This is a genomic window from Yinghuangia soli (assembly GCF_021502675.1).
Lineage (GTDB): Bacteria > Actinomycetota > Actinomycetes > Streptomycetales > Streptomycetaceae > Yinghuangia > Yinghuangia soli.
The window spans coordinates 471,481-494,284 of sequence record NZ_JAKFHA010000002.1 but is presented as its reverse complement, the minus strand read 5'-3'; the positions used below and the strand labels follow the sequence as shown (position 1 = coordinate 494,284).

At 71.8% G+C, this 22,804-nt stretch carries 22 protein-coding genes; 8 read left to right on the top strand and 14 right to left on the bottom strand.

Translation table 11 applies throughout. The features are described from left to right. The first annotated feature begins 24 nt into the window (after positions 1 to 24). From LZ495_RS06435 to pstB, 7 genes are all read left to right on the top strand, one after another. Positions 25 to 2,214, top strand: a complete 2,190-nt coding sequence (locus LZ495_RS06435; protein ID WP_235050983.1) for an RNA degradosome polyphosphate kinase — start codon at positions 25 to 27, stop codon at positions 2,212 to 2,214. Further along, positions 2,201 to 3,457, top strand: coding sequence for a CHAD domain-containing protein (locus LZ495_RS06430; protein WP_235050982.1), 1,257 nt, complete (start codon positions 2,201 to 2,203; stop codon positions 3,455 to 3,457). The genes LZ495_RS06435 and LZ495_RS06430 overlap by 14 nt, the downstream gene beginning before the upstream one ends. Continuing rightward, on the top strand, positions 3,445 to 4,389 hold the full coding sequence (locus LZ495_RS44675; protein ID WP_308267671.1) for an NUDIX hydrolase: 945 nt from the start codon (positions 3,445 to 3,447) through the stop codon (positions 4,387 to 4,389). The genes LZ495_RS06430 and LZ495_RS44675 overlap by 13 nt, the downstream gene beginning before the upstream one ends. Positions 4,390 to 4,692: 303 nt before the next feature. Next, positions 4,693 to 5,838: a phosphate ABC transporter substrate-binding protein PstS gene (pstS, locus tag LZ495_RS06415; protein WP_235050981.1), complete on the top strand. Its 1,146-nt coding sequence runs from the start codon at positions 4,693 to 4,695 to the stop codon at positions 5,836 to 5,838. Positions 5,839 to 5,875: 37 nt separating this feature from the next. Then, the gene (pstC, locus tag LZ495_RS06410; protein WP_235050980.1) at positions 5,876 to 6,928 is read left to right on the top strand and encodes a phosphate ABC transporter permease subunit PstC; all 1,053 of its coding nucleotides are present in this window, start codon (positions 5,876 to 5,878) and stop codon (positions 6,926 to 6,928) included. Then, positions 6,925 to 7,995, top strand: coding sequence for a phosphate ABC transporter permease PstA (pstA, locus tag LZ495_RS06405; RefSeq protein WP_235050979.1), 1,071 nt, complete (start codon positions 6,925 to 6,927; stop codon positions 7,993 to 7,995). Before pstC ends, pstA begins: the two co-directional genes overlap by 4 nt. Before the next feature lie 77 nt (positions 7,996 to 8,072). Beyond that, positions 8,073 to 8,849, top strand: coding sequence for a phosphate ABC transporter ATP-binding protein PstB (pstB, locus tag LZ495_RS06400; RefSeq protein ID WP_235050978.1), 777 nt, complete (start codon positions 8,073 to 8,075; stop codon positions 8,847 to 8,849). A 94-nt stretch (positions 8,850 to 8,943) separates the two neighbouring features. On the opposite strand, the gene LZ495_RS06395 is transcribed toward pstB, so the two are convergent. After that, on the bottom strand, positions 8,944 to 9,930 hold the full coding sequence (locus tag LZ495_RS06395; protein ID WP_235051088.1) for an inorganic phosphate transporter: 987 nt from the start codon (positions 9,928 to 9,930) through the stop codon (positions 8,944 to 8,946). 18 nt (positions 9,931 to 9,948) lie between these two features. Then, complete coding sequence (locus LZ495_RS06390; protein ID WP_235050977.1) at positions 9,949 to 10,569, bottom strand: DUF47 domain-containing protein; 621 nt, start codon at positions 10,567 to 10,569, stop codon at positions 9,949 to 9,951. A gap of 367 nt (positions 10,570 to 10,936) precedes the next feature. Between LZ495_RS06390 and LZ495_RS06385 the strand changes: the two genes are divergently transcribed. Next, complete coding sequence (locus LZ495_RS06385; RefSeq protein WP_235050976.1) at positions 10,937 to 11,302, top strand: metal-sensitive transcriptional regulator; 366 nt, start codon at positions 10,937 to 10,939, stop codon at positions 11,300 to 11,302. A gap of 70 nt (positions 11,303 to 11,372) precedes the next feature. On the opposite strand, the gene LZ495_RS06380 is transcribed toward LZ495_RS06385, so the two are convergent. The 12 genes from LZ495_RS06380 to LZ495_RS06325 form a co-directional block, all read right to left on the bottom strand. Then, positions 11,373 to 11,579, bottom strand: coding sequence for a hypothetical protein (locus LZ495_RS06380; protein WP_235050975.1), 207 nt, complete (start codon positions 11,577 to 11,579; stop codon positions 11,373 to 11,375). Positions 11,580 to 11,822: 243 nt separating this feature from the next. Continuing rightward, positions 11,823 to 12,683, bottom strand: a complete 861-nt coding sequence (locus LZ495_RS06375; RefSeq protein ID WP_235050974.1) for an SCO4651 family lipoprotein — start codon at positions 12,681 to 12,683, stop codon at positions 11,823 to 11,825. A gap of 167 nt (positions 12,684 to 12,850) precedes the next feature. Then, positions 12,851 to 13,585, bottom strand: coding sequence for a GntR family transcriptional regulator (locus tag LZ495_RS06370; protein ID WP_235050973.1), 735 nt, complete (start codon positions 13,583 to 13,585; stop codon positions 12,851 to 12,853). A gap of 126 nt (positions 13,586 to 13,711) precedes the next feature. Then, positions 13,712 to 14,389: a hypothetical protein gene (locus LZ495_RS06365; protein ID WP_235050972.1), complete on the bottom strand. Its 678-nt coding sequence runs from the start codon at positions 14,387 to 14,389 to the stop codon at positions 13,712 to 13,714. 191 nt (positions 14,390 to 14,580) lie between these two features. After that, positions 14,581 to 15,234 carry a phosphatase PAP2 family protein gene (locus LZ495_RS06360; protein WP_235050971.1) on the bottom strand — a complete coding sequence of 218 codons (654 nt, stop codon included), beginning with the start codon at positions 15,232 to 15,234 and terminating at the stop codon, positions 14,581 to 14,583. A gap of 110 nt (positions 15,235 to 15,344) precedes the next feature. Further along, positions 15,345 to 16,115 (bottom strand): ABC transporter ATP-binding protein, encoded by a 771-nt coding sequence (locus tag LZ495_RS06355; protein ID WP_235050970.1) that lies wholly within the window; start codon positions 16,113 to 16,115, stop codon positions 15,345 to 15,347. After that, the gene (locus tag LZ495_RS06350) at positions 16,108 to 17,025 is read right to left on the bottom strand and encodes an ABC transporter permease (protein WP_235050969.1); all 918 of its coding nucleotides are present in this window, start codon (positions 17,023 to 17,025) and stop codon (positions 16,108 to 16,110) included. The genes LZ495_RS06355 and LZ495_RS06350 overlap by 8 nt, the downstream gene beginning before the upstream one ends. A gap of 69 nt (positions 17,026 to 17,094) precedes the next feature. Then, on the bottom strand, positions 17,095 to 17,961 hold the full coding sequence (locus LZ495_RS06345; RefSeq protein WP_235051087.1) for a glycosyltransferase family 2 protein: 867 nt from the start codon (positions 17,959 to 17,961) through the stop codon (positions 17,095 to 17,097). A gap of 80 nt (positions 17,962 to 18,041) precedes the next feature. Beyond that, positions 18,042 to 18,818, bottom strand: coding sequence for a CDP-alcohol phosphatidyltransferase family protein (locus tag LZ495_RS06340; RefSeq protein WP_235050968.1), 777 nt, complete (start codon positions 18,816 to 18,818; stop codon positions 18,042 to 18,044). After that, positions 18,796 to 19,857 (bottom strand): iron-containing alcohol dehydrogenase family protein, encoded by a 1,062-nt coding sequence (locus tag LZ495_RS06335; RefSeq protein ID WP_235050967.1) that lies wholly within the window; start codon positions 19,855 to 19,857, stop codon positions 18,796 to 18,798. The genes LZ495_RS06340 and LZ495_RS06335 overlap by 23 nt, the downstream gene beginning before the upstream one ends. Continuing rightward, a complete protein-coding gene (locus tag LZ495_RS06330) occupies positions 19,845 to 20,582 on the bottom strand; it encodes a phosphocholine cytidylyltransferase family protein (RefSeq protein ID WP_235050966.1) in 738 nt (245 codons plus the stop codon). Before LZ495_RS06330 ends, LZ495_RS06335 begins: the two co-directional genes overlap by 13 nt. A gap of 114 nt (positions 20,583 to 20,696) precedes the next feature. Next, positions 20,697 to 22,529 (bottom strand): DUF5941 domain-containing protein, encoded by a 1,833-nt coding sequence (locus LZ495_RS06325; RefSeq protein WP_235051086.1) that lies wholly within the window; start codon positions 22,527 to 22,529, stop codon positions 20,697 to 20,699. Positions 22,530 to 22,804 lie beyond the last annotated feature (275 nt).

Below are 22,804 nucleotides of genomic sequence, written 5' to 3'. Positions count from 1 at the left end.
ACCGACGCCCGGGAGGATGATCAGATGACCGCCGATCTGCCTGCCTCCGCCCGACCCCGCCATCTCGCCGTGATCCCGGCGCCGGAGGAGCCCGGCGATTCGGTGCCGGTCGGCCCGGCCGTGGTGGTCGTCCCGGCGCTCGCCGCGGCGTCGGATCTGCCCGCGGACCGGTTCCTGGACCGCGAAGGAAGTTGGCTGGCGTTCAACGAGCGGGTGCTGGAGCTGGCCGAGGACCCGGCGACGCCGCTGCTCGAGCGGGCCAGGTTCCTGGCGATCTTCGCGTCCAATCTGGACGAGTTCTTCATGGTCCGCGTCGCGGGCCTCAAGCGCCGCATCGCGACCGGCATGGCGGTCCGCGCCGCGAGCGGCCTGCAGCCGCGCGAGGTGCTGGAGAACATCTGGTCCCGCAGCCGGGCCCTGATGGCGCGGCACTCGACCTGCTTCCACCACGACGTCATGCCCGCGCTGGCCGACGCCGAGATCGAGCTGCTGCGCTGGGACGACCTGACCGAGGGCGAGCACCAGTCGCTCTACATGCTGTTCCGGGAGCGCATCTTCCCGGTCCTGACCCCGCTGGCGGTCGACCCCGCGCACCCGTTCCCGTACATCTCCGGGCTGTCGCTGAACCTCGCGGTCGTGGTCCGCAACCCGCGCTCCGGCAACCAGCACTTCGCGCGCGTGAAGGTGCCGCCGCTGCTGCCGCGCTTCGTCGAGGTCTCCCCCGCGCGCTTCGTCCCGCTCGAGGACGTCATAGCCGCCCACCTGGGCGACCTCTTCCCGGGCATGGAGATCCTCGGGCGGCACACCTTCCGGGTGACCCGCAACGAGGACCTGGAGGTCGAGGAGGACGACGCCGAGAACCTCCTGCAGGCCCTGGAGCGCGAGCTGATGCGCCGCCGCTTCGGCCCGCCGGTGCGCCTCGAGGTCGAGGAGACCATCGACCCGCACGTCCTCGACCTGCTGGTGCGCGAGCTGGGCGTCGGCGAGAAAGAGGTCTACCCGCTGCCCGGCCCGCTCGACCTGACCGGGCTGCATGCCATCGCCGACCTGGACCGCCCGGAGCTGAAGTACCGCAAGTTCGTGGCCGGTACGCACCGCGACCTGGCCGAGGTGGAGACCGCGCACTCCGCAGACGTCTTCGCCGCGATGCGCAAGCGCGACGTGCTGGTGCACCACCCGTACGACTCGTTCGCCACCTCGGTGCAGGCGTTCCTCGAACAGGCCGCCGCCGACCCGCATGTGCTCGCCATCAAGCAGACGCTGTACCGCACGTCCGGCGACTCGCCGATCGTCGACGCCCTCATCGACGCCGCGGAGTCCGGCAAGCAGGTGCTGGTGCTGGTCGAGCTCAAGGCCCGCTTCGACGAGAGCAACAACATCGAGTGGGCGCGCAAGCTGGAGCAGGCCGGCTGCCACGTCGTGCACGGCGTCGTGGGCCTCAAGACGCACTGCAAGTTGTCGCTGGTGGTCCGGCAGGAAGGCGACACCCTGCGCCGCTACTGCCACATCGGCACCGGCAACTACAACCCGAAGACCGCACGCCTGTACGAGGACATGGGCCTGCTGACCGTCGACCCGCAGGTCGGCGAGGACATGTCCAACCTGTTCAACCGGCTGTCCGGCTACTCGCGCGCGCAGACCTTCCGCCGCCTGCTCGTCGCACCGCACTCGCTGCGCAACGGGCTGGTCGAGCGCATCGAGCGCGAGATCGCCCACGCGGAGCAGGGGCTGCCCGCGTACATCCGGCTCAAGTCGAACTCGATCGTCGACGAGACGGTGATCGACGCCCTCTACCGCGCCTCGCAGACCGGCGTGCCGGTCGACCTGTGGATCCGCGGAATATGCGCCATCCGGCCGGGCGTCCGCGGGCTTTCCGAGAACATCCGGGTGCGCAGCATCCTCGGCCGCTTCCTGGAGCATTCGCGCGTCTGGGTCTTCGCGAACGGCGGAGAACCCGAAGTCTGGATCGGATCGGCCGATCTCATGCACCGAAACCTTGACCGGCGGGTCGAGGCCGCGGTACGCCTGAGCGGCCGGCACCGGGACCAGATCGCCGAATTCGTGGAACTCGGCATGAGCGACGAGACCGCCTCGTGGCACCTCGGCCCCGATGGGACGTGGACGCGGCACGCCACGGCCTCCGACGGCAGAGTGCTGCGGGACGTTCAGGACCACCTCATAGAACTGAGGAGGCGTCGGCGTGGGCCGGAGTGAGCGGCGGGGCAAGAGCGGTGCCGGAGCGGACGAGGAGGTCGCGGGCGACGCGGCGGGCGAGGCCCGCCTGCCGCACCCGCGGCCGGATTCGGACCGCCTGATGGACAAGCGCGACGGGCAGGCCGGCAAGAAACCGGGCGACAAGCCGGGCGACAAGGCTGCGGCGAAGCCCGGCAGGAAAGCGGACAAGAAATCCGGCGGGACACCGGGTACCGAATCCGCGGCCAAGTCCCTGCGCAAGGGCAAGGGCAAATCCGCGAGCGAATCCGCCGCCGAGCCCGCCCCTGTGCCACCCCCGGCGCCCGCCCCCGAGCCCCCGCCCGTGCGTACCGCGGGCGACGTCCTCCTCGACCATCTGCGCGGCGAGGCGGCCGCGTTCCTCGCGCAGGAACCGCGCGTGCGGGAAAGCGCCGAGGACTCCGCGCACCAGATGCGCGTCGCGGCCCGCCGCATGCGCAGCGCACTGCGCACCTGCAAGCCGCTGCTGGCGCCCGGGCCCGCCGACGCCCTCGCGATGGAACTGCGCTGGGCCGCCGACTCGCTGGCCGGCGAGCGCGACAACGAAGTGCTGCTGGAGCGCCTGCTCGCCGGGATCGGGCAGTTGCCGGTGCGCTCCGGTACGCCGCGCGCCCGGGCGGCCCTCGAACGCCGGCTGCGCGGCGGGCTGACCGCCGGGCACACCACTGCGCTGCGCGCCCTCGACTCCGCGGACTTCGGGCTGCTGGCCGCCCAACTCGCCGCTCCGGACCTGGGCCTGGAGCTGACCGGCAAGGCCGGCCGGGCCGCGGCGGACAGCGTCCCGGCGCTCGCCGCGAAGACGTTCGGCCGGCTCGCGGACGGTGCCGACGCGCTGCCGCTCGCCGCGGCGGGCGTCGCGTACGCGCATCCCGTACCGCTGTCCGGCGAGGACGACGAGGCGTGGCACCGCGTCCGCATCCTCGGCAAGCGGGCCAGGTACGCCGCCGACATGTGCGTGCCGGAGTTCGGCGCGCCCGCAAAGGACCTGGCCAAGCGCATGAAGGCGGTCACCGAGTCGCTGGGCACCCACCAGGACGCGGCACTGGCCGCCGAGGTCGCGCGCGACCTCGCGGTGTCGCCGCGGATCGGCGGGGCGGCCGCGTTCGTGCTGGGCGAGCTGTACGTGCTGCAGCGCTTCGCGGTGGCCGAGGCCCGGTACACGTTCGCCACCCTGTGGCCGGGGCTGCGCGACCGGCTCGGCGAGGTGTCGCGGTGGGGCGGCTGACGAACTTCGGCCGGGGATCCGAGCCGACGCCCCAGCAGCTGCGCACCCCGGTCCGCGCGGCCGGGGCGGTGCTGTGGCGGCCGACCGGGGCGGGCGGCGTCGAGGTCGCCCTGGTGCACCGCCCGCGGTACGACGACTGGTCGCTGCCCAAGGGCAAGGTCGAATCGGGCGAGCACGACGCGGCCGCCGCGGTACGCGAGGTCGAGGAGGAGACCGGCTTCACCTCGGTCCTCGGCCGCGAGCTGGGCGTGCAGTCGTACGCCGTCGGCGACCGGCTCAAGCTGGTCCGCTACTGGGCGGCCGAGGTGCGCGGCGGGCGGTTCACCGCGAACCGCGAGGTGGACCGCATCGCCTGGCTGCCGCCCGAGGAGGTGGGCAGCCTCATGTCGTATGCGCGCGACACCCGGCTGCCCGCCGCGCTCACCGCCCTGCCGCATGCCACCGCGCCGGTCATCGTGCTGCGGCACTGCGGCGCGGTGGCCCGCACCAGCGCGCAGGACGGCGAGGCGGACCGGCCGCTGACCGCCGCCGGGCGCGTGCAGGCCGGCCTGCTGGCCGACATCCTGGCGGCGTACGGCCCGGCCGCGGTGCTCAGTTCGCCGTCGCTGCGCTGCATGGAGACCGTCGACCCCTACTGCCGGCGCGCGGGCGTCGCGGTCGAAGTGGTGCCCGCGCTGTCCGAGGAGGGGCATGCCGAGCAGCCCGGCGCGGCGGCCGAACTGATCAAGGTGCTGGTCGCCGACGGGACCCCGGTGATCGTCTGCACGCACCGCCCCGTCCTGCCCGGGCTGCTCGCCGCGGTGGGCCGCGACGCCCAGCCCGGACGGGACCACGGCGAGCTCCTCCTGCCCGGCGAATTTGTCGCGCTGCACGTCGCGGACGGCCGGGTGGCGGCCGCCGATCGTCACGCCCCGTATCCGACCGGCGGGTAGCGGAGGCCGGTCCCGCGGAGCGGTCAAGAAACGGACACAGCGGGCGGAACGGCAGGCTCCGCAATATTGAACTCCGCATGAACTCCACCCGAAGTCCCCGATAAACCTGCAGGTCACAGCCTTACATCCGGAAGCTCCGAGGAACAAACCGGACATGCGACGCAGCGCCTGATGGCCCGCCCGTGTTCATTCCGGGTTCACTTTCCCCCGCCGTTTGCTTCACGCGTGCGACCTAACGTCGGCATCGACGGTGACCGCCGTGGTCACTGCACAAGCTCTGTGAAGCAACCGGAAGGAACAGCCGTGACCACTCGGCCCCGACTCGCTCGGCGCAGCACCGCTTTCGCCGCGATAGCCGTCGCCGGCGCGCTCACGCTCACCGCCTGTGGCTCCGACGACAACAGCGGCAGCAACGACTCGAAGGGCACCGAGCAGCCCGGGGGCGGCTCCACGGCACCGGCCGCCAAGCTCGACTGCGCCTCCGGCACCCTCGCGGCGGCCGGCTCCAGCGCGCAGAAGAACGCGATCGACGAGTGGGCCAAGCAGTACCAGCAGAAGTGCTCGGGCAGCACGGTCAACTACAACTCGAACGGTTCGGGCGCGGGCCGCCAGGCCTTCTTCGACGGCCAGGTCAGCATCGCCGGCTCCGACTCGGCGCTCAAGGACGACGAGGCCGCCAAGGCCCAGGCCGCCTGCAAGGCCGGCCCGGCGATCAACCTCCCGATGGTGACCGGCCCCATCGCGGTGGCGTACAACCTGCCGAACGTGAAGGACCTCGTCCTCGACGCGAAGACCATCGCCGGCATCTTCGCCGGCAAGATCAAGACCTGGGACGCTGCCGAGATCAAGGCGCTCAACCCGAGCGCGCAGCTGCCCTCGTCGCCGATCCAGACGGTGCACCGCTCGGACAAGTCCGGCACCACCGAGAACTTCACCAAGTACCTGAAGGCCACGGCCGGCGCCGAGTGGGCCGCCGAGCCGTCGCAGGACTGGCCGACCCAGGACGGCCAGAGCGCGAAGGGCAGCGAGGGTGTCGCGAGCGTCGTGAAGTCGACGAGCGGCTCCATCAGCTACATGGAGGTCTCGTTCGCGGAGAACAACGGCCTCGGCATCGCGCGGATCAACACGGGCGCGGCCAAGCCGGTCAAGCTCACCCCCGAGGCGGCCGGCAAGGCCGTCGAGGCGGCCCAGATCACCGGCCAGGGCAACGACCTGAAGCTCAAGCTCGATTACGCGACCAAGGTCGAGGGTGCCTACCCGATCATCCTGGTCACCTACGAGATCGTCTGCGAGAAGGGCACCCCGGCGGACAAGCTGCCGCTGGTCAAGTCCTTCCTGACCTACACGGCGAGCGCCGAGGGCCAGGGGCTCCTCGCGAAGAACGGCTACGCGCCGCTCCCCGCGTCGATCGCCGAGAAGGTCCGCACCGCCGTCACCAGCCTGTCCTGATCCGGCACCAGCCCTGATCGACAGTCACGGAGAAGAGATGTCCACCTCCATCACGCCGGAGTCGCGCGGCGACGCGAAGCGCGACTCCGGCCGGCGCCGGGGCCGGTCCGACAAGACCGGGCACGGCACCGACGCCAAGCTCCCCAAGCCTGCCAAGACCCAAGTACGGCTCGGCGACCGGGTGTTCCTCGGCTCGTCGCGCGGCGCGGGAATCCTGCTCCTCGTGATCATGGCCGCCATCGCGGTGTTCCTGGTCGTCGAGGCGCTGGACGCGCTCGGCAAGAACGACGGGAACTTCCTGACCGACTCCACCTGGGTGACCGACGGGGCCAAGCCGGCCTTCGGCGTCGCCGGCCTGGTGGGGGGCACGGTCATCAGCGCCGCCATCGCGATGCTCATCGCGGTGCCGGTCGCGGTGGGGGTGGCTCTCTTCATCACGCATTACGCACCGCGCCGCGTCGCGCAGACCCTCGGCTACATCGTCGACCTGCTCGCCGCCGTGCCCAGCGTGGTCTTCGGCCTGTGGGGACTGGTCTTCCTGTCCCCCAAGCTGATCGGCCTGCACACCTGGCTGAGCGACTACCTGGGCTGGATCCCGATCTTCGACAAGGATGACGCCGGCGCCACCGCGCGCACGCTGTTCACCTGCGGCATCATCCTGGCGATCATGGTCCTCCCGATCATCGCCGCGGTCACCCGCGAGGTCTTCCTCCAGGTGCCGCGGGCCCACGAAGAGGCCGCCCTGGCCCTCGGCGCGACCCGCTGGGAGATGATCCGCACCGCGGTCCTCCCGTTCGGCAAGCCGGGCATCATCTCGGCCTCCATGCTCGGCCTCGGCCGCGCGCTGGGCGAGACGATCGCGGTCGCCATGGTCCTGTCCTCGAGCCAGGAGCTGGTCTTCAAGTTCCTCGACCCGGGCGGCAACACCATCGCCGCCAACATCGCCAACCAGTTCGGCGAATCGAACGAACTCGGCCGGGGCGCGCTCATCGCCTCCGGCCTCGTGCTCTTCTTCCTGACGCTGCTGGTGAACGGCGCGGCCCGCGTCGTCATCAACCGGCACAAGGAGTTCTCGGGGGCGAACGCATGACCATCACCACGACGGACACCGCCGTCTCCCCCGCCGCCGCGGATCCGCTGAAGCTGACCCGCCGCACCATGCCGGACTGGATCACCTGGGCGCTCGGCGCCGCGGCCGTGGGCCTCGGCGTCCTGGTCAAGGCGGTCCAGGGCAACTGGGCGCTCGGCGCCTTCTACGCCGGCCTGTTCTTCATCGCCACGGTCACCGCCGCCTCCTGGCGGCTGGAGGACCGGCGCCGCGCCAAGGACCGGTTCGCGACGAGCATCGTCTACACCGCCTTCGTGCTCGCGATCGTGCCGCTGGTCTCGATCCTCGGCTACACGATCAAGAAGGGCTTCGAGGAGCTCTCGCCGTACTTCCTGTCGCACTCGATGCGCGGCGTCGGCCCCCGGGACGACACCGGCGGCATCTACCACGCGATCGTCGGCACGCTGGAGCAGGTCGGCCTGGCCGCGCTCATCGCGGTGCCGCTCGGCCTGCTGACCGCGATCTACCTGGTCGAGTACGGGCGCGGCCGGCTGGCCCGTTCGATCACCTTCTTCGTGGACGTCATGACGGGCATCCCGTCGATCGTCGCGGGCCTGTTCGTCTACTCCTTCTGGATCATGACGCTGGGCTTCGAGGCCTCCGGCTTCGCCGGCTCGCTGGCCCTGATGATCCTCATGCTGCCCACCGTCGTCCGGGCCACCGAGGAGATGCTCAAGCTGGTCCCGAACGAGCTGCGCGAGGCGAGCCTCGCGCTCGGCATCCCGAAGTGGCGCACCATCCTCAAGGTGGTCCTCCCCACCGCGATGGGCGGCATCATCACCGGTGTCATGCTGGCCGTGGCCCGCGTCATCGGCGAGACCGCACCGCTGCTCCTGCTGGTCGGCCTCACCCAGTCGATCAACACCAACCCGTTCAGCGGGTGGCAGAGCTCGATCCCGCTCTACGTGTTCGAACAGAACCACGCAGGGAACCAGTTCTCCGGGGACCGGGCCTGGGCGGGCGCACTGACCCTGATCATCATCGTGATGGTGCTGAACCTGGTGGCGCGACTCATCGCCCGCTGGAAGGCCCCGAAGGCAGGTCGGTGACCGTGACGCAGACCCGAATCCCCGAGCCCCGAGCAAAATCCACCACCCCGGGCACCGGCGCCCGTGACGAGGCAGGCATGACCAAGCGCATCGAAATCTCCGGACTCAACGCCTACTACGGCGCCAACAAGGCCGTCGAGGACATCTCGATGACCATCGAGCCCCGGACGGTCACGGCGTTCATCGGCCCCTCGGGCTGCGGCAAGTCCACCTTCATCCGCACCCTGAACCGCATGCACGAGCTGATCCCCGGCGCCCGCGTCGAGGGCCGCGTGCAGCTGGACGGGCAGGACCTGTACGGCCCCGAGGTCGACCCGGTCGCGGTGCGCCGCACCATCGGCATGGTCTTCCAGCGCCCGAACCCGTTCCCCACCATGTCGATCTACGACAACGTGGCGGCCGGGCTCAAGCTCAACGGCGTGAAGAAGAAGTCCGACCTGGACGCGGTCGTGGAGCGCTCGCTGCGCGGCGCGAACCTGTGGAACGAGGTCAAGGACCGCCTCGGCAAGCCCGGTTCGGGCCTGTCCGGCGGCCAGCAGCAGCGCCTGTGCATCGCGCGCGCCATCGCGGTGGAGCCGCAGGTGCTGCTCATGGACGAGCCCTGCTCGGCGCTCGACCCGATCTCGACGCTGGCCATCGAGGACCTGATCGCGCTGCTCAAGGAGCGGTACACGATCGTCATCGTCACGCACAACATGCAGCAGGCCGCGCGCGTGAGCGACCGCACCGCGTTCTTCAACCTGGCCGGCCCCGGGCAGCCGGGCCGCCTGGTGGAGATCGGCGACACCGAGAAGATCTTCTCGGCGCCCGAGGTCGAGGCCACCGCCGACTACATCGCCGGCCGCTTCGGCTGACCGGGACGACGGGCACATGATGCGCATGAGGGGCGGTTCCCGTTCGGGAACCGCCCCTCATGCGCAGTCGGACCGCGGAACTCTGCCGCGAGCCCTACAGGAAGATCAGGCTCATCACCAGGTAAGCGCCCGCGGACACCAGCGCTGCCGCCGGTATCGTGAGCACCCACGCGGTGACGATGTTGCCGGCCACGCCCCAGCGGACCGCGGAGAGCCGCTTGGTGGCACCGACGCCGAGGATCGACGACGTGATGGTGTGCGTGGTGGAGACCGGCGCGTGGAACACGAACGCGGTGCTGTACAGCACGCTTGCCGCGGTCGCCTCGGCGGCGAAACCGCGCGGCGGGTCGAGCTCGATGATGCGGCGGCCGAGCGTGCGCATGATGCGCCAGCCGCCCGCGTAGGTACCCGCGCTGATCGCCAGGGCCGCGGAGACCGTGACCCAGAACGGCACGTCGTAGTCGGTCTGGTAACCGCCCACGACGAGCGCCATGACGATGAGGCCCATGGTCTTCTGGGCGTCCTGCAGACCGTGGCCGAACGCCATGGCGGCGGCCGAGATGGTCTGCGCGACGCGGAAGCCGCGGGTCACCTTGTGCGGGTTGCGGCGCCGGAAGATCCACAGGATCCCGACCATGAGCAGGTACGCGATACCGAAGCCGATGAGCGGCGACAGGATCATCGGGATGACGACCTTGTCGATGACACCGTCCCACTTGACCGTCTGGGACGCCGCGAGCGCGGCGCCGACCAGGCCGCCGATGAGGGCGTGCGTGGACGAGGACGGCAGGCCGAAGTACCAGGTGATCATGTTCCAGGTGATCGCACCGACGAGTGCGGCGGCCACGATGACCAGGCCTTCGCTGCCGTCCGGGGCATCGATGATGCCCTTGCCGACGGTCTTGGCCACTTGTTCGCCGGCGAAGGCGCCGGCCAGGTTCATGACCGCGGCCATGGCCAGCGCGGCCCGGGGCGTGAGCGCCCGGGTCGACACCGAGGTGGCGATGGCGTTGGCCGCGTCGTGGAACCCGTTGGTGTAGTCGAACGCCAGTGCCATCACAACGATCGCGATGGTGCTCAACAGGACGAGATCCACCGGTCAGGACTCCTTGACCGCGATGGTCTCGATGGTGTTCGCGACGTGCTCGAAACTGTCCGCGGCCTCTTCGAGCGCGTCCACGATGCCCTTGAGCTTGAGCACGGTGAGCGCGTCGTACTTGCCGCTGAACAGGTGCGCCAGGAGCTTGCGGTGCACCTGGTCGGCCTGGTTCTCGAGGCGGTTGACCTCGATCCAGTACTCGGTGAGGTCCTTCATCGTGCGCAGGCGCGGCATCACCTCGGCGGTGAGCTCGGCGGCCCGCACCAGCACCTCGATCTGGTCCGCGATCTGCGCGGGCAGTTCGTCCAGCTGGTACAGCACGACCAGGTCGACGGCCTCGTCCATGTAGTCCATGACGTCGTCGAGCTGGGACGCGAGGGTGTAGATGTCCTCGCGGTCGAAGGGCGTGATGAACGACGAGTTGAGCTGGCTGAGAATCGCGTGGGTCGCGTTGTCGCCGGCGTGCTCGGCCGCCCGCATCCGCTCCGCGATCTCCGGTCGTGCGGAGACGTCGGCGCCGAGAAGCTCGGTGAGGAGCTTGGATCCGGTGACCAAGTTGTCCGCCGCAGTGGCGAACATGTCGTAGAAGCTCGTCTCCCTGGGGGTCAGACGCAATCGCACAGAGATCTCCGGGATGAGGAATGCGGTCCTGACGATGCTAGGCGCTCGCCAGGGCCGGAAAACAATCCGGGGGACGCCGCGCCGACCTGCTGGTACCCGGGCGTAACAGACCGCACGCGCACCGCGACGGACCTGCATCCGCTCCGGAGCACCCGGCGAACCGGAAGATGCCGCTCCGGGGCGGCACACGCCCGTCGCATTGAGAAGAGTAGGGGTCGTTCAGCCGTCCGGGTCACCGAGTTCCCCTCCGGCGCCACATGTTGCCCATGTCACACTCGGCAGGCCGGGCTGCGGCCACCTGCGCAGACACCGCCGGGACCCGGTGCGGTACTTGCCGAAAATACCCCCCGGGGGTAAATTGGCGGGCATGGACGAGACGACGGTCGACGCGAAGGCCGCACCCGAGACCGGCGCCGCGGACTCCTGCCACGGGACCGCCGGCACCACCGCCAAGCACGGCTACAGCCCCCGCAAGGACGAGCACCTCAAGCGGCTGCGCCGCGTCGAGGGCCAGGTCCGCGGGCTGCAGCGCATGGTCACCGAGGACGAGTACTGCATCGACGTGCTGACCCAGGTCTCGGCCGCCACCAAGGCGCTGCAGGCCTTCGCGCTCAGCATGCTCGAGGAGCACCTCGCCCATTGTGTCGCGCACGCGGTCGAGCAGGGCGGCCCCGAGGCCGACGCAAAGGTGAAGGAAGCCTCGCAGGCGATCGCCCGGCTCGTCCGATCCTGACCGATTCCGGTCTGTGGAGACCGGCTTTGACCGGTACGTCTGCTGCGCCGCGGCGGGCCCGCCCGCCGGGTCAGTCGCGGACGCAGCCGCCGTGCAGCTCGTTCCGGGCCGAACTCCGGCCGCCCGGGTGCACGGTGCCGATGCCCAGGACCGCGTCGATCTCCGCGGGGGTCAGCGGTCCGTCGCTCTGCGAGGCGGCGATGATCAGCTCGCCGTAGAGCTCGATCTCGTCGAACGCCACGAGGTCGTGCAGGCGCACATCAGAGAACGGTGTCACCCACACCACCTCCTCGGCTTGGGCATCGGGCGGGCGGTTCATCCGCCCGGCCGGGCGAACCCAGCCTAGAGTCGCGCGGCCGGGGCGCGCATGACACGCATGGGCCATTTGCGTACCGCCCGCGGCCGCGGTGCGCGCTGGCCCGGCAGGCGGCGCACCACCGGCGCACGGCGGAAGCGGAACATACGGTCCCGGTCCGGCACCGCGGCCGTGCCGCGGCGGCAGTACGCCGCGCGGCGCCGGTCAGGGCTTGCGGCTCGCGGGCGGCGAGGCGGAGGCTGCCGGGGCGATGTACAGATCCTCGGGACGCGGCGCCTGGACGTCCACCGAGACCCCGAACTCGTAGAGTTCGGCGGCCGATACCACCCGGGCGGTCTGCGGATCCGCGCCCTTGCCGGCCTGCGCCTGGCCGCCTGCGGCGAGGTTGAACTCCTCCTGCACCTTGCGCAGCCGGCCCTGCCCGTCGAGGTACACCTCGAACGGAATCGTGGTGCTGGCAAAGCTCTTCAGCGCCGCGGCGAGCGGCGCCCGGAGGTGCTGCGGGGTCGCGTCGTGCGCCTTCTTGAGGTCGAGCGTGCCCTTGTAGTGCTTCACGTCCTCGCCGCCGAGCTTCACCGGTCCGACCAGCACGACGTCGTCGTTCACGCCGCGCAGTATTTCGAAGGACGTGCTCGGGTCCGCGCTGCCGCCGCTCAGCAGGTTGCCGTCGGCCAGGCCCTGGACGTCGATGCGCACCCACTTGTCGGCCGGCACCCCCGGCGTGGCGTTCTTCATGTAGAGCGCCTCGGGCGTGACGATCTCCTGCAGCGGGCCGGTGATCCCGGAGTCCTTGGGCACCTGCAGGCTCACCGTGCCGATCCGGCGGCGGTAGTCGAACAGCCCTTCGCCGGTGAGCACCACCGTGCGGCCGCCGGACTCCATGGTCATGGTGGTGCGGGTCCGCGAACTCCCGGCGTCCACCGTGCGCTGGGCCGCCGCCTTGACCGCGGCGACCGCGTCCGGCGAGCCCTTCGCGGCCGGCCGCGCACCGTCCCCTGATCCGCCGCAGCCGGTCAGCCCCAGGGTGCCGGCGCATACGCCGGCGAGCACGATCCGGAACTTCATCCCACGACTCCCTGCGGACAAGCTGCATTGACCCGGACGGCCGACGGGCGCGGGCTTGTCAAGGGCGCGCGGCACCGTTCAAGGGGCGCAACGAGCCAGGGGGCGCGGGGACACGGGGACCCGGCCGGAAATTCCTCCGGACGGCCTGACCCGCCCGGGCGCCGGGACTACGCGAAGTCCTCGCCGGGGATGCCGCCCGCGGCCGGCACCGCGGACTCCTCGGGCTCCATCCGGCGCGACCAGGTGAGGTGACGCTCCATCAGCCGAGCCGCGGCCGCCGGGTCGCGCGCCTCGATGTGGTCGAGCAACTCGTGGTGCTCGTCGGCCGCTTGCCCGACCTCGCCGCGCTCCAGCAGGGTGCGCAACCGGTAAAGCCTTGCCTGGGACCGCAGTTCGACCACGATGCGGAGCAGCCGGGCATTGCCGGCCAGCTCCAACAGGCAGGTGTGGAACCGCTGGTCGGCCGCCACGTACTCGAGCGGATCGCCGCGCTTCGCGGCCGCCACGATGTCGTCGGCGAGGCCGCGGAGCATCGGCAGCGCATCCGCGCAGCCGTCCCGGGCCAGGTCCGCGACGGTCGGGACCTCGAGCAGGCGGCGCAGCCGGTGGATCTCGTCGGCGTCGCGCGCGGACAGCGCGCAGACCCGGAACCCCTTGTTGCGGACCGGCTCGACGAGGCCGTCCTTGGCCAGGTCGAGGAGCGCCTCGCGGACCGGGGTGGCGGACACCCCGAACCGGGTCGCGAGGCCGGGCGCGGAGTAGACCACGCCGGGGCGCATCTCGCCGGCCACCAGCGCCGCGCGGATCGCCCGGGCCACTTGTTCGCGCAGGCTCAGGCGTTCGCCCAGGCGCGCCGCGTCTGCGACGGAATCGCCCCTGTCCCCCGCGTCCGCCTCGTCCATGCCGTCTCAAGTCCCTCCGTGACACGGCGTGCGGTACCCGCCGTGGAGGCGCCGCGTGTGTACCCGGCGCCTCCACCAGACCGTACCCAACTCCGTGTGCACGGCGCAGCCTCGTCCGCGCGGCGGTCAGCGCATTCGGCGCCGCCGGGCGACTGCCGCGGCGGCGAGTCCGGCGGCGAACAGCACGGCCCCGGCTGCCGCGTACGGCCACGCCGGGGATCCGGCGCCGGTCTCGGCGAGACCGGCCGGCACGGGAGCGGCCGGCTTCGCCGCGGACGCCGTCGCGGTCGGCGTGCGGGGCGCCGGCGCGGCGGTGCCGGGCGTCGCGGTGCTCTTCCCGGTGGCGGTCGCGGTGGGTGTGCCGGCGGTGGGCACCGTGCCGCGCGGGCACGCCTTCTCACCGATCGTCAGGTTCACCGGCGCGGGTCCGCCCGGCAGCAGGTGGAGTTCGAGGGCGACGGCGCGGCCCGGATACTGGGTGCCGATGCCGACCCACCCGAGCGGGCCCAGGTCGAGCTTCGGCAGGCCGGTCGCCTTGGCCTCCACGCCGATGGTGCGCAGCGCCTCGACCGCGGCGACGGTGAGCGCACCGGGCTGGCCGCAGGTGGGCTGCAGGAGTTGCAGGTCGACGACGTCGCGCAGGGTGCGTTCGACCTGGTCGGTGCCCGGCAGCGGCGGCTTGCCGGGGTCCGGCGCGGTCGTGGCGGCAGCCGGGCCGGCGGTGGCCAGGACGGCACCGAGCACTGCCGCCGACATTGCGGCCGACGCGGCGGCCCGGACGGATCGGGGAACGGAAACGGACACGGCGAAACCCCTCGGGAATGGCGGGCGCGGCCACGGGACGGCAGCCGCGCGAGAGCGGCCGTCCGGCGGGCGCGGAGGGGTGACGCCTCGGATGATGATCCGATCACCGGACCCGGTGAGTCTGGCAGGAGTGTCCGGTGCTCCGGGTGGGATTCGGGGATATTGCCCCGACCGTGTGGCGCGGGCGCGGATCAGGCGGCCGGCGCGGCCACCACGAGCGGGCGCAGGGACGTCTGTTCGACCCTCCGGACCAGCGGCAGCAGGACGCGCAGGGCGATCGGCGACAGTGCCAGCGCGATCAGCGTGCCGAGCGCGAATCCGCCCAGGATGTCGCTCGGGTAGTGCACGCCGACGTACAGTCGCGCGAAGCCCTGCAGCACCGCGACGAGTACCGCGATCGCACCGAGCTGCCGGTCGACGAGCAGCAGCGCCACCGCGATCGACATCGTCAGCAGCGCATGGTCGGAGGCGAAGGACGGGTCGTCCTTGCCCTGCACCAGCACGGTGATGTCGGAGTGCGTGAAGAACGGGCGCGGCCGGTCGACCAGGTTGCGCAGCGGGATGTTCGCCAGTTCGGCGAGGAACGCCGCGATGGGCGCCCACATGATGCCCGCGATGGCCACGTCGTGGTCCGGGCGGCGGCGGGCCCGCAGCCAGCCGATGCCGAGCAGCAGGGCGAGCACGGCCAGCAGGCCGTACTCGCCCATGAACTCCATGAAGCCGTGCGCCCAGGTGGTGTCGTCGGCGAGCCCGTTGACGCCCTGGAGGACGTCGACGTCGATGTTGTCGCCGGCGGCGAGCGGTGCGGCGGTGTCGGCCGCGGCACTGAGGGCGTACACGGACACGCGGATTACCTCCCGAGTGGTTCGTCCATGATGTTCACGCTTGGGAGGCCTGGTTCGGTTCCGCCCCGGTCGGTGTCATTCGAGGGAATCTGCCGAGGGAATCCGCGGCGTCAGACGCCCTTCTCGTACGCCGCCACGACCTCTTCGGTGGGCCCGTCCATCTTGATCTTGCCGGCGTCCAGCCAGATCACCCGCTCGCACGTGTCGCGGATCGACTTCATGCCGTGGCTGACCAGGAAGACCGTGCCGGCCTCCTTGCGCAGCTCGCGGATCCGGGCCTCGCTGCGCAGCTGGAAGTCGCGGTCGCCGGTGGCCAGCGCCTCGTCGATCATCAGCACGTCGTGCGACTTCGCGGCGGCGATCGAGAACCGCAGCCGGGCGGCCATGCCGGACGAGTACGTCCGCATCGGCAGCCGGGTGAAGTCCTTGCCGTTGTAGTTGTCCATGCCGGAGAACGCCGCGATCTCGTCGTAGTGCTCGGCGACCTGCTGCTTGGTCATGCCCATCGCGAGGCAGCCCAGCACGATGTTCCGCTCGCCGGTCAGGTCGTTCATCATCGCCGCGTTGACGCCGAGCAGCGACGGCTGGCCGTCGGTGTAGATCTTGCCCCCGGTGGGCGGCAGCAGTCCGGCGATGCAGCGCAGCAGCGTGCTCTTGCCCGAGCCGTTGCGGCCGATCAGGCCGATCGCCTCGCCGCGGCGGGCCACGAAGCTGACGCCGCGGACCGCGTGCACCTCGGTGACGCCGGCCGCCTTCTTGCGGGTGACCAGGCGCGAGAACGCGGACGTGGCGCTGCCCTTGCCCGAGCTCGCACCGTGGACCCGGTAGGTCAGGTGGACGTTGTCCGCGACGACGGTGGGGTCGCCAATTCGATCAGCCACGGCCGTACTTCTCCTCCGCCTGCCAGAAGAACAGGAATCCGCCGACACCCACGACGAAGGCCCAGCCGACCGCCAGGGCCCAGGTGTGCATGGGGACGTGTGCATGGCTCTCGACGAGTGCGTCGCGGGCCAGTTCGATGTACACCGCGGCCGGGTTGGCCTCCAGGATCCAGCGGACCCAGTCCGGGGCGTCCTTGGCGAAGTGCGCGATGCTGTAGAAGACGCCGCTGACGTACAGCCAGGTGCGCAGCAGGAACGGCATCAGCTGCTTCATGTCGGTGATCTCCGCGCCGATCCGCGCGACGATCATGCTGAGGCCGACGTTGAACATGAACTGCAGCAGCAGCGCCGGGAGCAGCAGCAGCCAGTTGGCGGTGAGCGGCTCCCCGGTGCCCAGCACGATCGCGCACAGCACGACCATCGAGATCATCAGCTGCTGCAGCTGGACGATGGTGAACGAGATCGGCAGGCAGGCGCGCGGGAAGTGCAGGGCCCGGATCAGCGGCAGCTGGTCGCTGATCGAGCGGGTGCCGGCCAGTACCGCGCTCTGCGTGAAGGTGAAGATGAACATCCCGGTGACCAGGAAGGCCACGTAGTTGTCCACACCCTTGTCGCTCTTCAGCATCAGGCCGAAGACCAGGTAGTAGATCGCCGCGTTCATCAGCGGGGTGAGGATCTGCCAGACCTGGCCGAGCCGCGCCGTCGCGTACGACGCCCGCGTCTTGGCGTTCGCGAACGCCACGATGAAGTGGCGGCGCTGCCACAGCTGCCGGATGTACGCGGGCAGCTTGGGCCGGGCACCGCTGACGCTCAGGTTGTGCCGGGCGGCGAGCTCGGCGAGCGGGATCCCGCCGCCGTCGGCCGAAGGCCCGCCGGCGGGGACGGTGTCGGCTTGCGCGCTATTGGCCACGTTGACGCTTTCGTTCGAGTCGGTTCCTGGTCGCGGTACTTGCCGCCGGGCGGACCGGCGGTCGTCCGGTCAGATGACCGGTGGCCTGCCCAGCCTGGTCATGCGCCACACGGTGCGCCAGGCCATCGGCTGCCGGGGGCCGCAGGGCGTGCGCCAGCCTTCCTTGAACCCCCCGGCCCAGGCGCGCAGCCCGGCCCGCGAGGAGCCGCGGGCCACGGTGAGCACGACCCACGAGCCCAGGTAGACCGGCACCAGCGGCCAAGGCAGGTTGCGGCGGGCCAGCCAGACCCGGTTCCGGGCGTTCATGCGGTGGTACACCGCGTGCCGGGCGGGCGAGGTCGCCGGGTGCTCCAGGACGACGTCCGCGCGGTACTCGACGTCCCAGCCCGCGTCCAGCGCCCGCCAGGCCAGGTCGGTCTCCTCGTGCGCGTAGAAGAACGCGTCCGGCAGGCCGCCGGTCTCGGCCAGGACGTCCGCGCGGATCGCGCAGGCCCCGCCGAGGAACGTGGTGACCGGTCCGGACTTGCCGGGGTCGCCGACCCGCAGGCGCGGCACGTGGCGGCGCTGCGTCGTGCCGGTCTCCGGGTCGACGATGCGGAAGCTGACGATGCCCAGCTCGGGGTCCTCGGCGAAGGCGTCGCGCAGCAGGGCCGCGGCGGCCGGGTCGGGCAGGTTCCCGTCGTCGTCGAGGAAGAGCACCACGTCGGTGTCGAGTTCGGCCGCCCCGACGTTGCGGCCGGCCGGTATGCCGACGTTCTCGTCGAGGGACATCGCCCGCACCTGCCCCGGAGCGCTGCCCACCTCGGGCGCGGGCGCGCCGTTGGCCACCACCACGACCGGGATCGGGCTGCCCTGCTGCGCGGCCACCGAGGCCAGCAGCGCGGTCAGTTCGGCGGGCCGGTCGCCGCGGGTCAGGACCACCGCGCCGAGCGTCACGTCGCGCGCGGTCTGCGCGGGCAGCTTGCGGGCCGCGCGGCGGTTCTTGCGCGCACCCGCGCGCTGTATCGGAAGCGTCGTCATTTGAGCCTGCTCGACAGGAGGATGCTGGCCAGGTGCAGGAAGGTCTGCAGCACCGCGACGCCGGCGAGGACGGCGACCGCGATGCGGCTGTAGAGCAGCCCGCCGTCCAGCGCGTCCAGCACGCCGGCGGCGAGCAGCAGCAGCGACGCCTCGACGCCGCCGACCAGCCGGTGGAACTTGAGCGAGGCGGCGATCTTGCGGGCCTTCGCGGCGCCCGACGAGCGCGGCACCGAGGCCGCGTCCTGCACCGGGGGCAGCCCGGAGCGGGCCCGCGAGACGTCCACGAGGTCGGTCTCGGACTTGATCAGGATCGCGCCCAGCGCGGCGATCGCGCCGAGGAACGCCCAGCCGCCCAGCCGCCCGTCGCCCCAGATGTCGGAGGCGTGCAGCCCGGCGCCGATCAGCAGTGCGGCCTCGGACAGGTAGTGCCCGACCCGGTCGAGGTAGACGCCGGTGACCGAGGTCTGCCGGCGCCAGCGGGCCACCTCGCCGTCCACGCAGTCCAGCAGCAGGTAGACCTGGATCAGCACGGCCGCGAGCAGCGGGCCGGTGAGCCCGGGCAGGGTCAGCGCGGCACCGGCCGCGATGCCCGCCACGATCATGAGGTACGTCAGCTGGTTCGGCGTGATCCGGGTGCCCACGACGCGGCGCGTGACCTGCAGCGAGATCTGCCGCATGTACAGGCGCCCGGCCCAGTGTTCGCCGCTCCGGCGGTCCAGCAACCCCGCGGGGTGGCAGACCGCGCGGAGCTCAGCTGCTGTAGGTGTCGACATAGTCCGCCACCGCATCGACGAGGGCTTCGCGCCCGAGACCGAGGTGTTCCAGGATGGTGTAGCGACCGGGCCGGGTGTCCGGGGCGTACTCCAGGACCGACACGAACTCGTCGTTCGTGAAACCGAGTTGGCCGGGCAGGTAGGGGATCTCGTGCCGGTCCATCACCTCGACGAGGCGGCCGGTGAGGTCCTTGTCGCCGCGCAGGTGGGAGGCGAAGACCCCGCCCAGGCCCACCTGTTCGCCGTGCAGTCCGGCGCGGGCCGGGTGCATCAGGTCGATCGCGTGCGAGATCTCGTGGCAGGCGCCGCTGCACGGCCGGGTGTTGCCGGTGATCGACATCGCGATGCCGGACAGCACCAGCCCCTCGGCGAGCGCGATCAGGAAGGCGTCGTCGTGCACGCTGTCCGGCCGGTACAGCAGCGACTCGGCCGCGGTCCGGGCGAAGGCCGCGGCCAGGCCGTCGAACGCCTCGCCGGTCTCGCGCGCGGACAGCTCCCAGTCGGCGACCGCGGACAGGTTGGACAGCGCCTCGCCGATGCCGGAGCGCACGTAGCGCTGCGGCGCGGCCCGGATGAGGTCCAGGTCGACGACCAGCGCGATCGGGATCGGCACCCCGTACGAGCCGCGGCCGGCGTCGTTGTCGAGGATGCTGACCGGCGACGCGATGCCGTCGTGCGCCAGGTTGGTGGCCACCGCGACGACCGGCAGGCCGACCCGGGCCGCCGCGTACTTGGTGGTGTCCAGGACGCGGCCGCCGCCGATGCCGACCACGGCGTCGTAGCTGCCCGCGCGCATCCGGTCGGCCAGGTCGACCGCGGACGCGAGCGAGCCGCCCGCGACGGTGAACCACTCCGCGTCCGGCAGGCCCGGGGCGAGGCGGTCGCGGAGCTTGGCACCGGAGCCGCCGCTGACCACGATGGCCAGGCGCCCGGACGTCGAGATGCGGCGGTCCTCCAGGATCGCCGCGAGGTCCTCCAGCGCACCGCCGCGGATGTCGACGGTCAGCGGCGCCGGGACCAGGCGCGTCAGTATCGGCACGCTATCTCCCGCGCCTTCATGAGGTCCTCGGTCGTGTCGATCTCGGTCCACACCGCGCCGCCGATGGACTGCACCTCGATGCGCACGCCGCGGTCCGCCAGCTCCTGGTAGCCGTCCTCGTAGTAGAGCTGCGCGTCGCGGCGCCAGGTCACTTCGAGGGCGTCCACCAGGGCGGGGGCGGCGTGGCCCTCGATGAGCGTGACGCCGATGTACTCGCCGACCGCCTCGGCCGGGTCCATGAGCTTGGTGATGCGGGCCACCGCGCCGGTCTCGCCGAGGCGGACCTTCATCTCCTCCTCGGCGAGCGGCTTGGCGTCGTCGAGCGCGAGGATGATGCCCTTGCCGTCGCCGCGGGCGCCGAGCAGCGCCTCCTGGACGGACAGCGGGTGCAGGGTGTCGCCGTTGGCGAGCAGCACGCCGTCCGCGAGGTAGTCGCGGGCGCACCACAGCGAGTAGGCGTTGTTCCACTCCTCGGCCTTGTCGTTCTCGACGAGGTGGAGGGTGACGCCGTACGCCTTCTCCAGCGCGGCCTTGCGCTCGCGCACCGCTTCGCCGCAGTAGCCGATCACCACGGCGGCCTCGGTGAGGCCGGCCTTGGCGTAGTTCTCCAGCGTGAAGTCCACGACCGACCGGTCGTCGCGCACCGGGACCAGGGCCTTGGGCAGGGTGTCGGTCCAGGGGCGCAGCCTGCGGCCGGCTCCGGCGGCAAGGATCAGGCCGATCATCGTGGTTCTCCTGTTCGGTACGGCAGCCCGGGGGCTTGGGCCAGGGCGGAGCCCTCGTGCTCGTCGGCGGCCCGGTCCGGGGCCGCCTCGTTTCTACCTGGTTCCGCTATCCGCCTAGGACGCCGGAACCCGGCTCTTCGGTGCGGACGCGGCCGTCCGGCCTCCCCCGTCGGCCTCGTCCAGGTCCGGACGTGCGCCGCGCACCCAGAAAGCGGTGCTCTCGGCGACGACCACCACGGCCCCCGCGACCGCGAAAGCGGCCATGCCCGTGTGCAGTACCCGCGGCCCGGCGGCGGCCAGGGCGGCCAGCAGCAGGACCCGGCCTTCGTGGCCGCCGACCGCCCATACCAGAGCACGCGGCGGCGGTTCGTGACCGCCGCGCAGCCGGTAGACGGTGTCGTAGTGATGGTAGGCGATCACCGCCAGCAACCCGAAAGCCGTCGGCAGTGCTTCGGGTTCCGTCCGGGCCGTGACGGCGATCACAGCGCCGTACTCGGCGGCCCGCAAAACGGGCGGAACCAGCCAGTCGAGGCGGCCGGTCAGCGGCCGGGCCACCACCGCGCCGGCGAACAGCGCGTACGCCGCGGCGGGGGCGAGCAGCCAGGCGCCGGCGTCCTCGCCCGCCGCGAAGCCGAGCAGCGCGGCGGCGAGCGCGAGCGGGACCAGCCACACCGCACCGCCGATGCCGGGCAGCCGCATGACACGGGCGGCGACCGCGGACACCGGGCCGCTGTCGGACAGCGCGAACAGCACCGCGCCGACCTTCGGATCCTGCGGGCGGCGGCGCGGCAGGGTGCGCAGCACGCGGCCCGCGGTCGTGTAGCAGGCCGCGAACGTGCAGCCGATCAGCAGGGCCACGAAGACCACGCGCGGCGTGGTCGCGGCGGTGAGCACCGCGATGAGCGCCCAGCGTTCGCCGATCGGCAGGATGATCATGCGCCGGGCCCAGACCGTCCAGCCGACGTGGTCCAGCTTCCCGGACAGCTTGGCGCCCGCGCCCGTATCGCCCTCGTCGCCCTCCCCGCCGCCACCGCCACCGCCGCCGGCGCGCGTCTCGTTGAAGGCGAAGTCGACGATGTGCCGGGTGGTCTGCAGGGCCATCGCGGCGGCGGCCAGCAGCCACACGTCGTCGCCGTCGCGCGCGGAGCCGAGGGCCAGGCCCGCGTAGACCGCGTACTCCTTGACCCGGTCGAACGTGGCGTCCAGCCACGAGCCGATCCGCGAGTAGTCCACCGCGTAGCGGGCCAACTGGCCGTCGGTGCAGTCCAGGACGAAGGAGAAGTACAGCGCGAGTGCGGCGCCGATGTATCCGGCCCGGGTGCCGGTCGCCGCACCGGCCGCACCGGCCAGCGCCACCAGGAGCGACGCGACGGTGACCTGATTGGGCGTCAGCCCGCGCCGCGCGCACCACCGGGCCACGTAGCGCGACCAGGTGCTCACGAAGAACGTGGTGAAGAACCCGTCCCGCGCCTTGACCGCGGCGGCGAGCCGCACGGCCTCCTCGTCGACCGCGGCGGCCTGCTCGGCCGCGGCGCGGTGCTCGCCGGGAGTACGCGGCACCGCGGCGACCAGGTCGCCCAGCGGCAGGTCGCGCACCTCGGTGCCGGCCGCGGACAGCCCCGCGGCCAGTTCGTCCGGCGTGGGCAGCGGCCCTTCGGGCGCTGCGGCGACCAGCGCCCGCAGCGCGTCGAGCGCTTCCTCTTGTACGGCGAGCGCACCGGGCACGCGGCGGGCGGCGAAGCGCGAGTCGCGTATCGCCATGCGCAGCGGATGGCTGTGGCCCACGTAGTGCGGGTCGACCAGCAGCACCGTGCCGTCGGCCGCCGCCAATGCCTGCGCGAGCTGCGCGGACGTCGGCACGTGCACGGCCTCCGGGGCCCCCGACCCGGTCAGCCGGACGCCGAGGTCGGCTCCGGAGGCCTCGGCCCTGCCGAGGACCAACGACATGGTCAAACGTCACCACTCCATCGGGAGCCGCCGACCTCAGGACGGCGTGCGAACGGGGCATACGGCAGCAACGCGGTCGCCTCGCCGGGACCAGGGGAACCGGTCGGCCGGGGACAGGAAAGACTAGCCGATTCCGCTGGTCACGCAGTGTGCCGCACAAGGATTTCCGGGTTCGGCCGACCCCCGGCGCCGAAGGGCGTTGCGCTAGGATGTGGCCTTCCGGTCCCAGGGTGAGCACTGCCCGTGAGCACTGCCCGCAAGCCAGGTCCGGCTTC

Coding starts and splice junctions, on each gene's coding strand:
- LZ495_RS06385 (WP_235050976.1), top strand. CDS start 10,937: ATGGACGAGACGACGGTCGACGCGAAGGCCGCACCCGAGACCGGCGCC.
- LZ495_RS06325 (WP_235051086.1), bottom strand. CDS start 22,529: ATGTCGTTGGTCCTCGGCAGGGCCGAGGCCTCCGGAGCCGACCTCGGC.
- LZ495_RS06375 (WP_235050974.1), bottom strand. CDS start 12,683: ATGAAGTTCCGGATCGTGCTCGCCGGCGTATGCGCCGGCACCCTGGGG.
- LZ495_RS06330 (WP_235050966.1), bottom strand. CDS start 20,582: ATGATCGGCCTGATCCTTGCCGCCGGAGCCGGCCGCAGGCTGCGCCCC.
- pstC (WP_235050980.1), top strand. CDS start 5,876: ATGTCCACCTCCATCACGCCGGAGTCGCGCGGCGACGCGAAGCGCGAC.
- pstB (WP_235050978.1), top strand. CDS start 8,073: ATGACCAAGCGCATCGAAATCTCCGGACTCAACGCCTACTACGGCGCC.
- LZ495_RS06435 (WP_235050983.1), top strand. CDS start 25: ATGACCGCCGATCTGCCTGCCTCCGCCCGACCCCGCCATCTCGCCGTG.
- LZ495_RS06370 (WP_235050973.1), bottom strand. CDS start 13,585: ATGGACGAGGCGGACGCGGGGGACAGGGGCGATTCCGTCGCAGACGCG.
- pstA (WP_235050979.1), top strand. CDS start 6,925: ATGACCATCACCACGACGGACACCGCCGTCTCCCCCGCCGCCGCGGAT.
- LZ495_RS06340 (WP_235050968.1), bottom strand. CDS start 18,818: ATGTCGACACCTACAGCAGCTGAGCTCCGCGCGGTCTGCCACCCCGCG.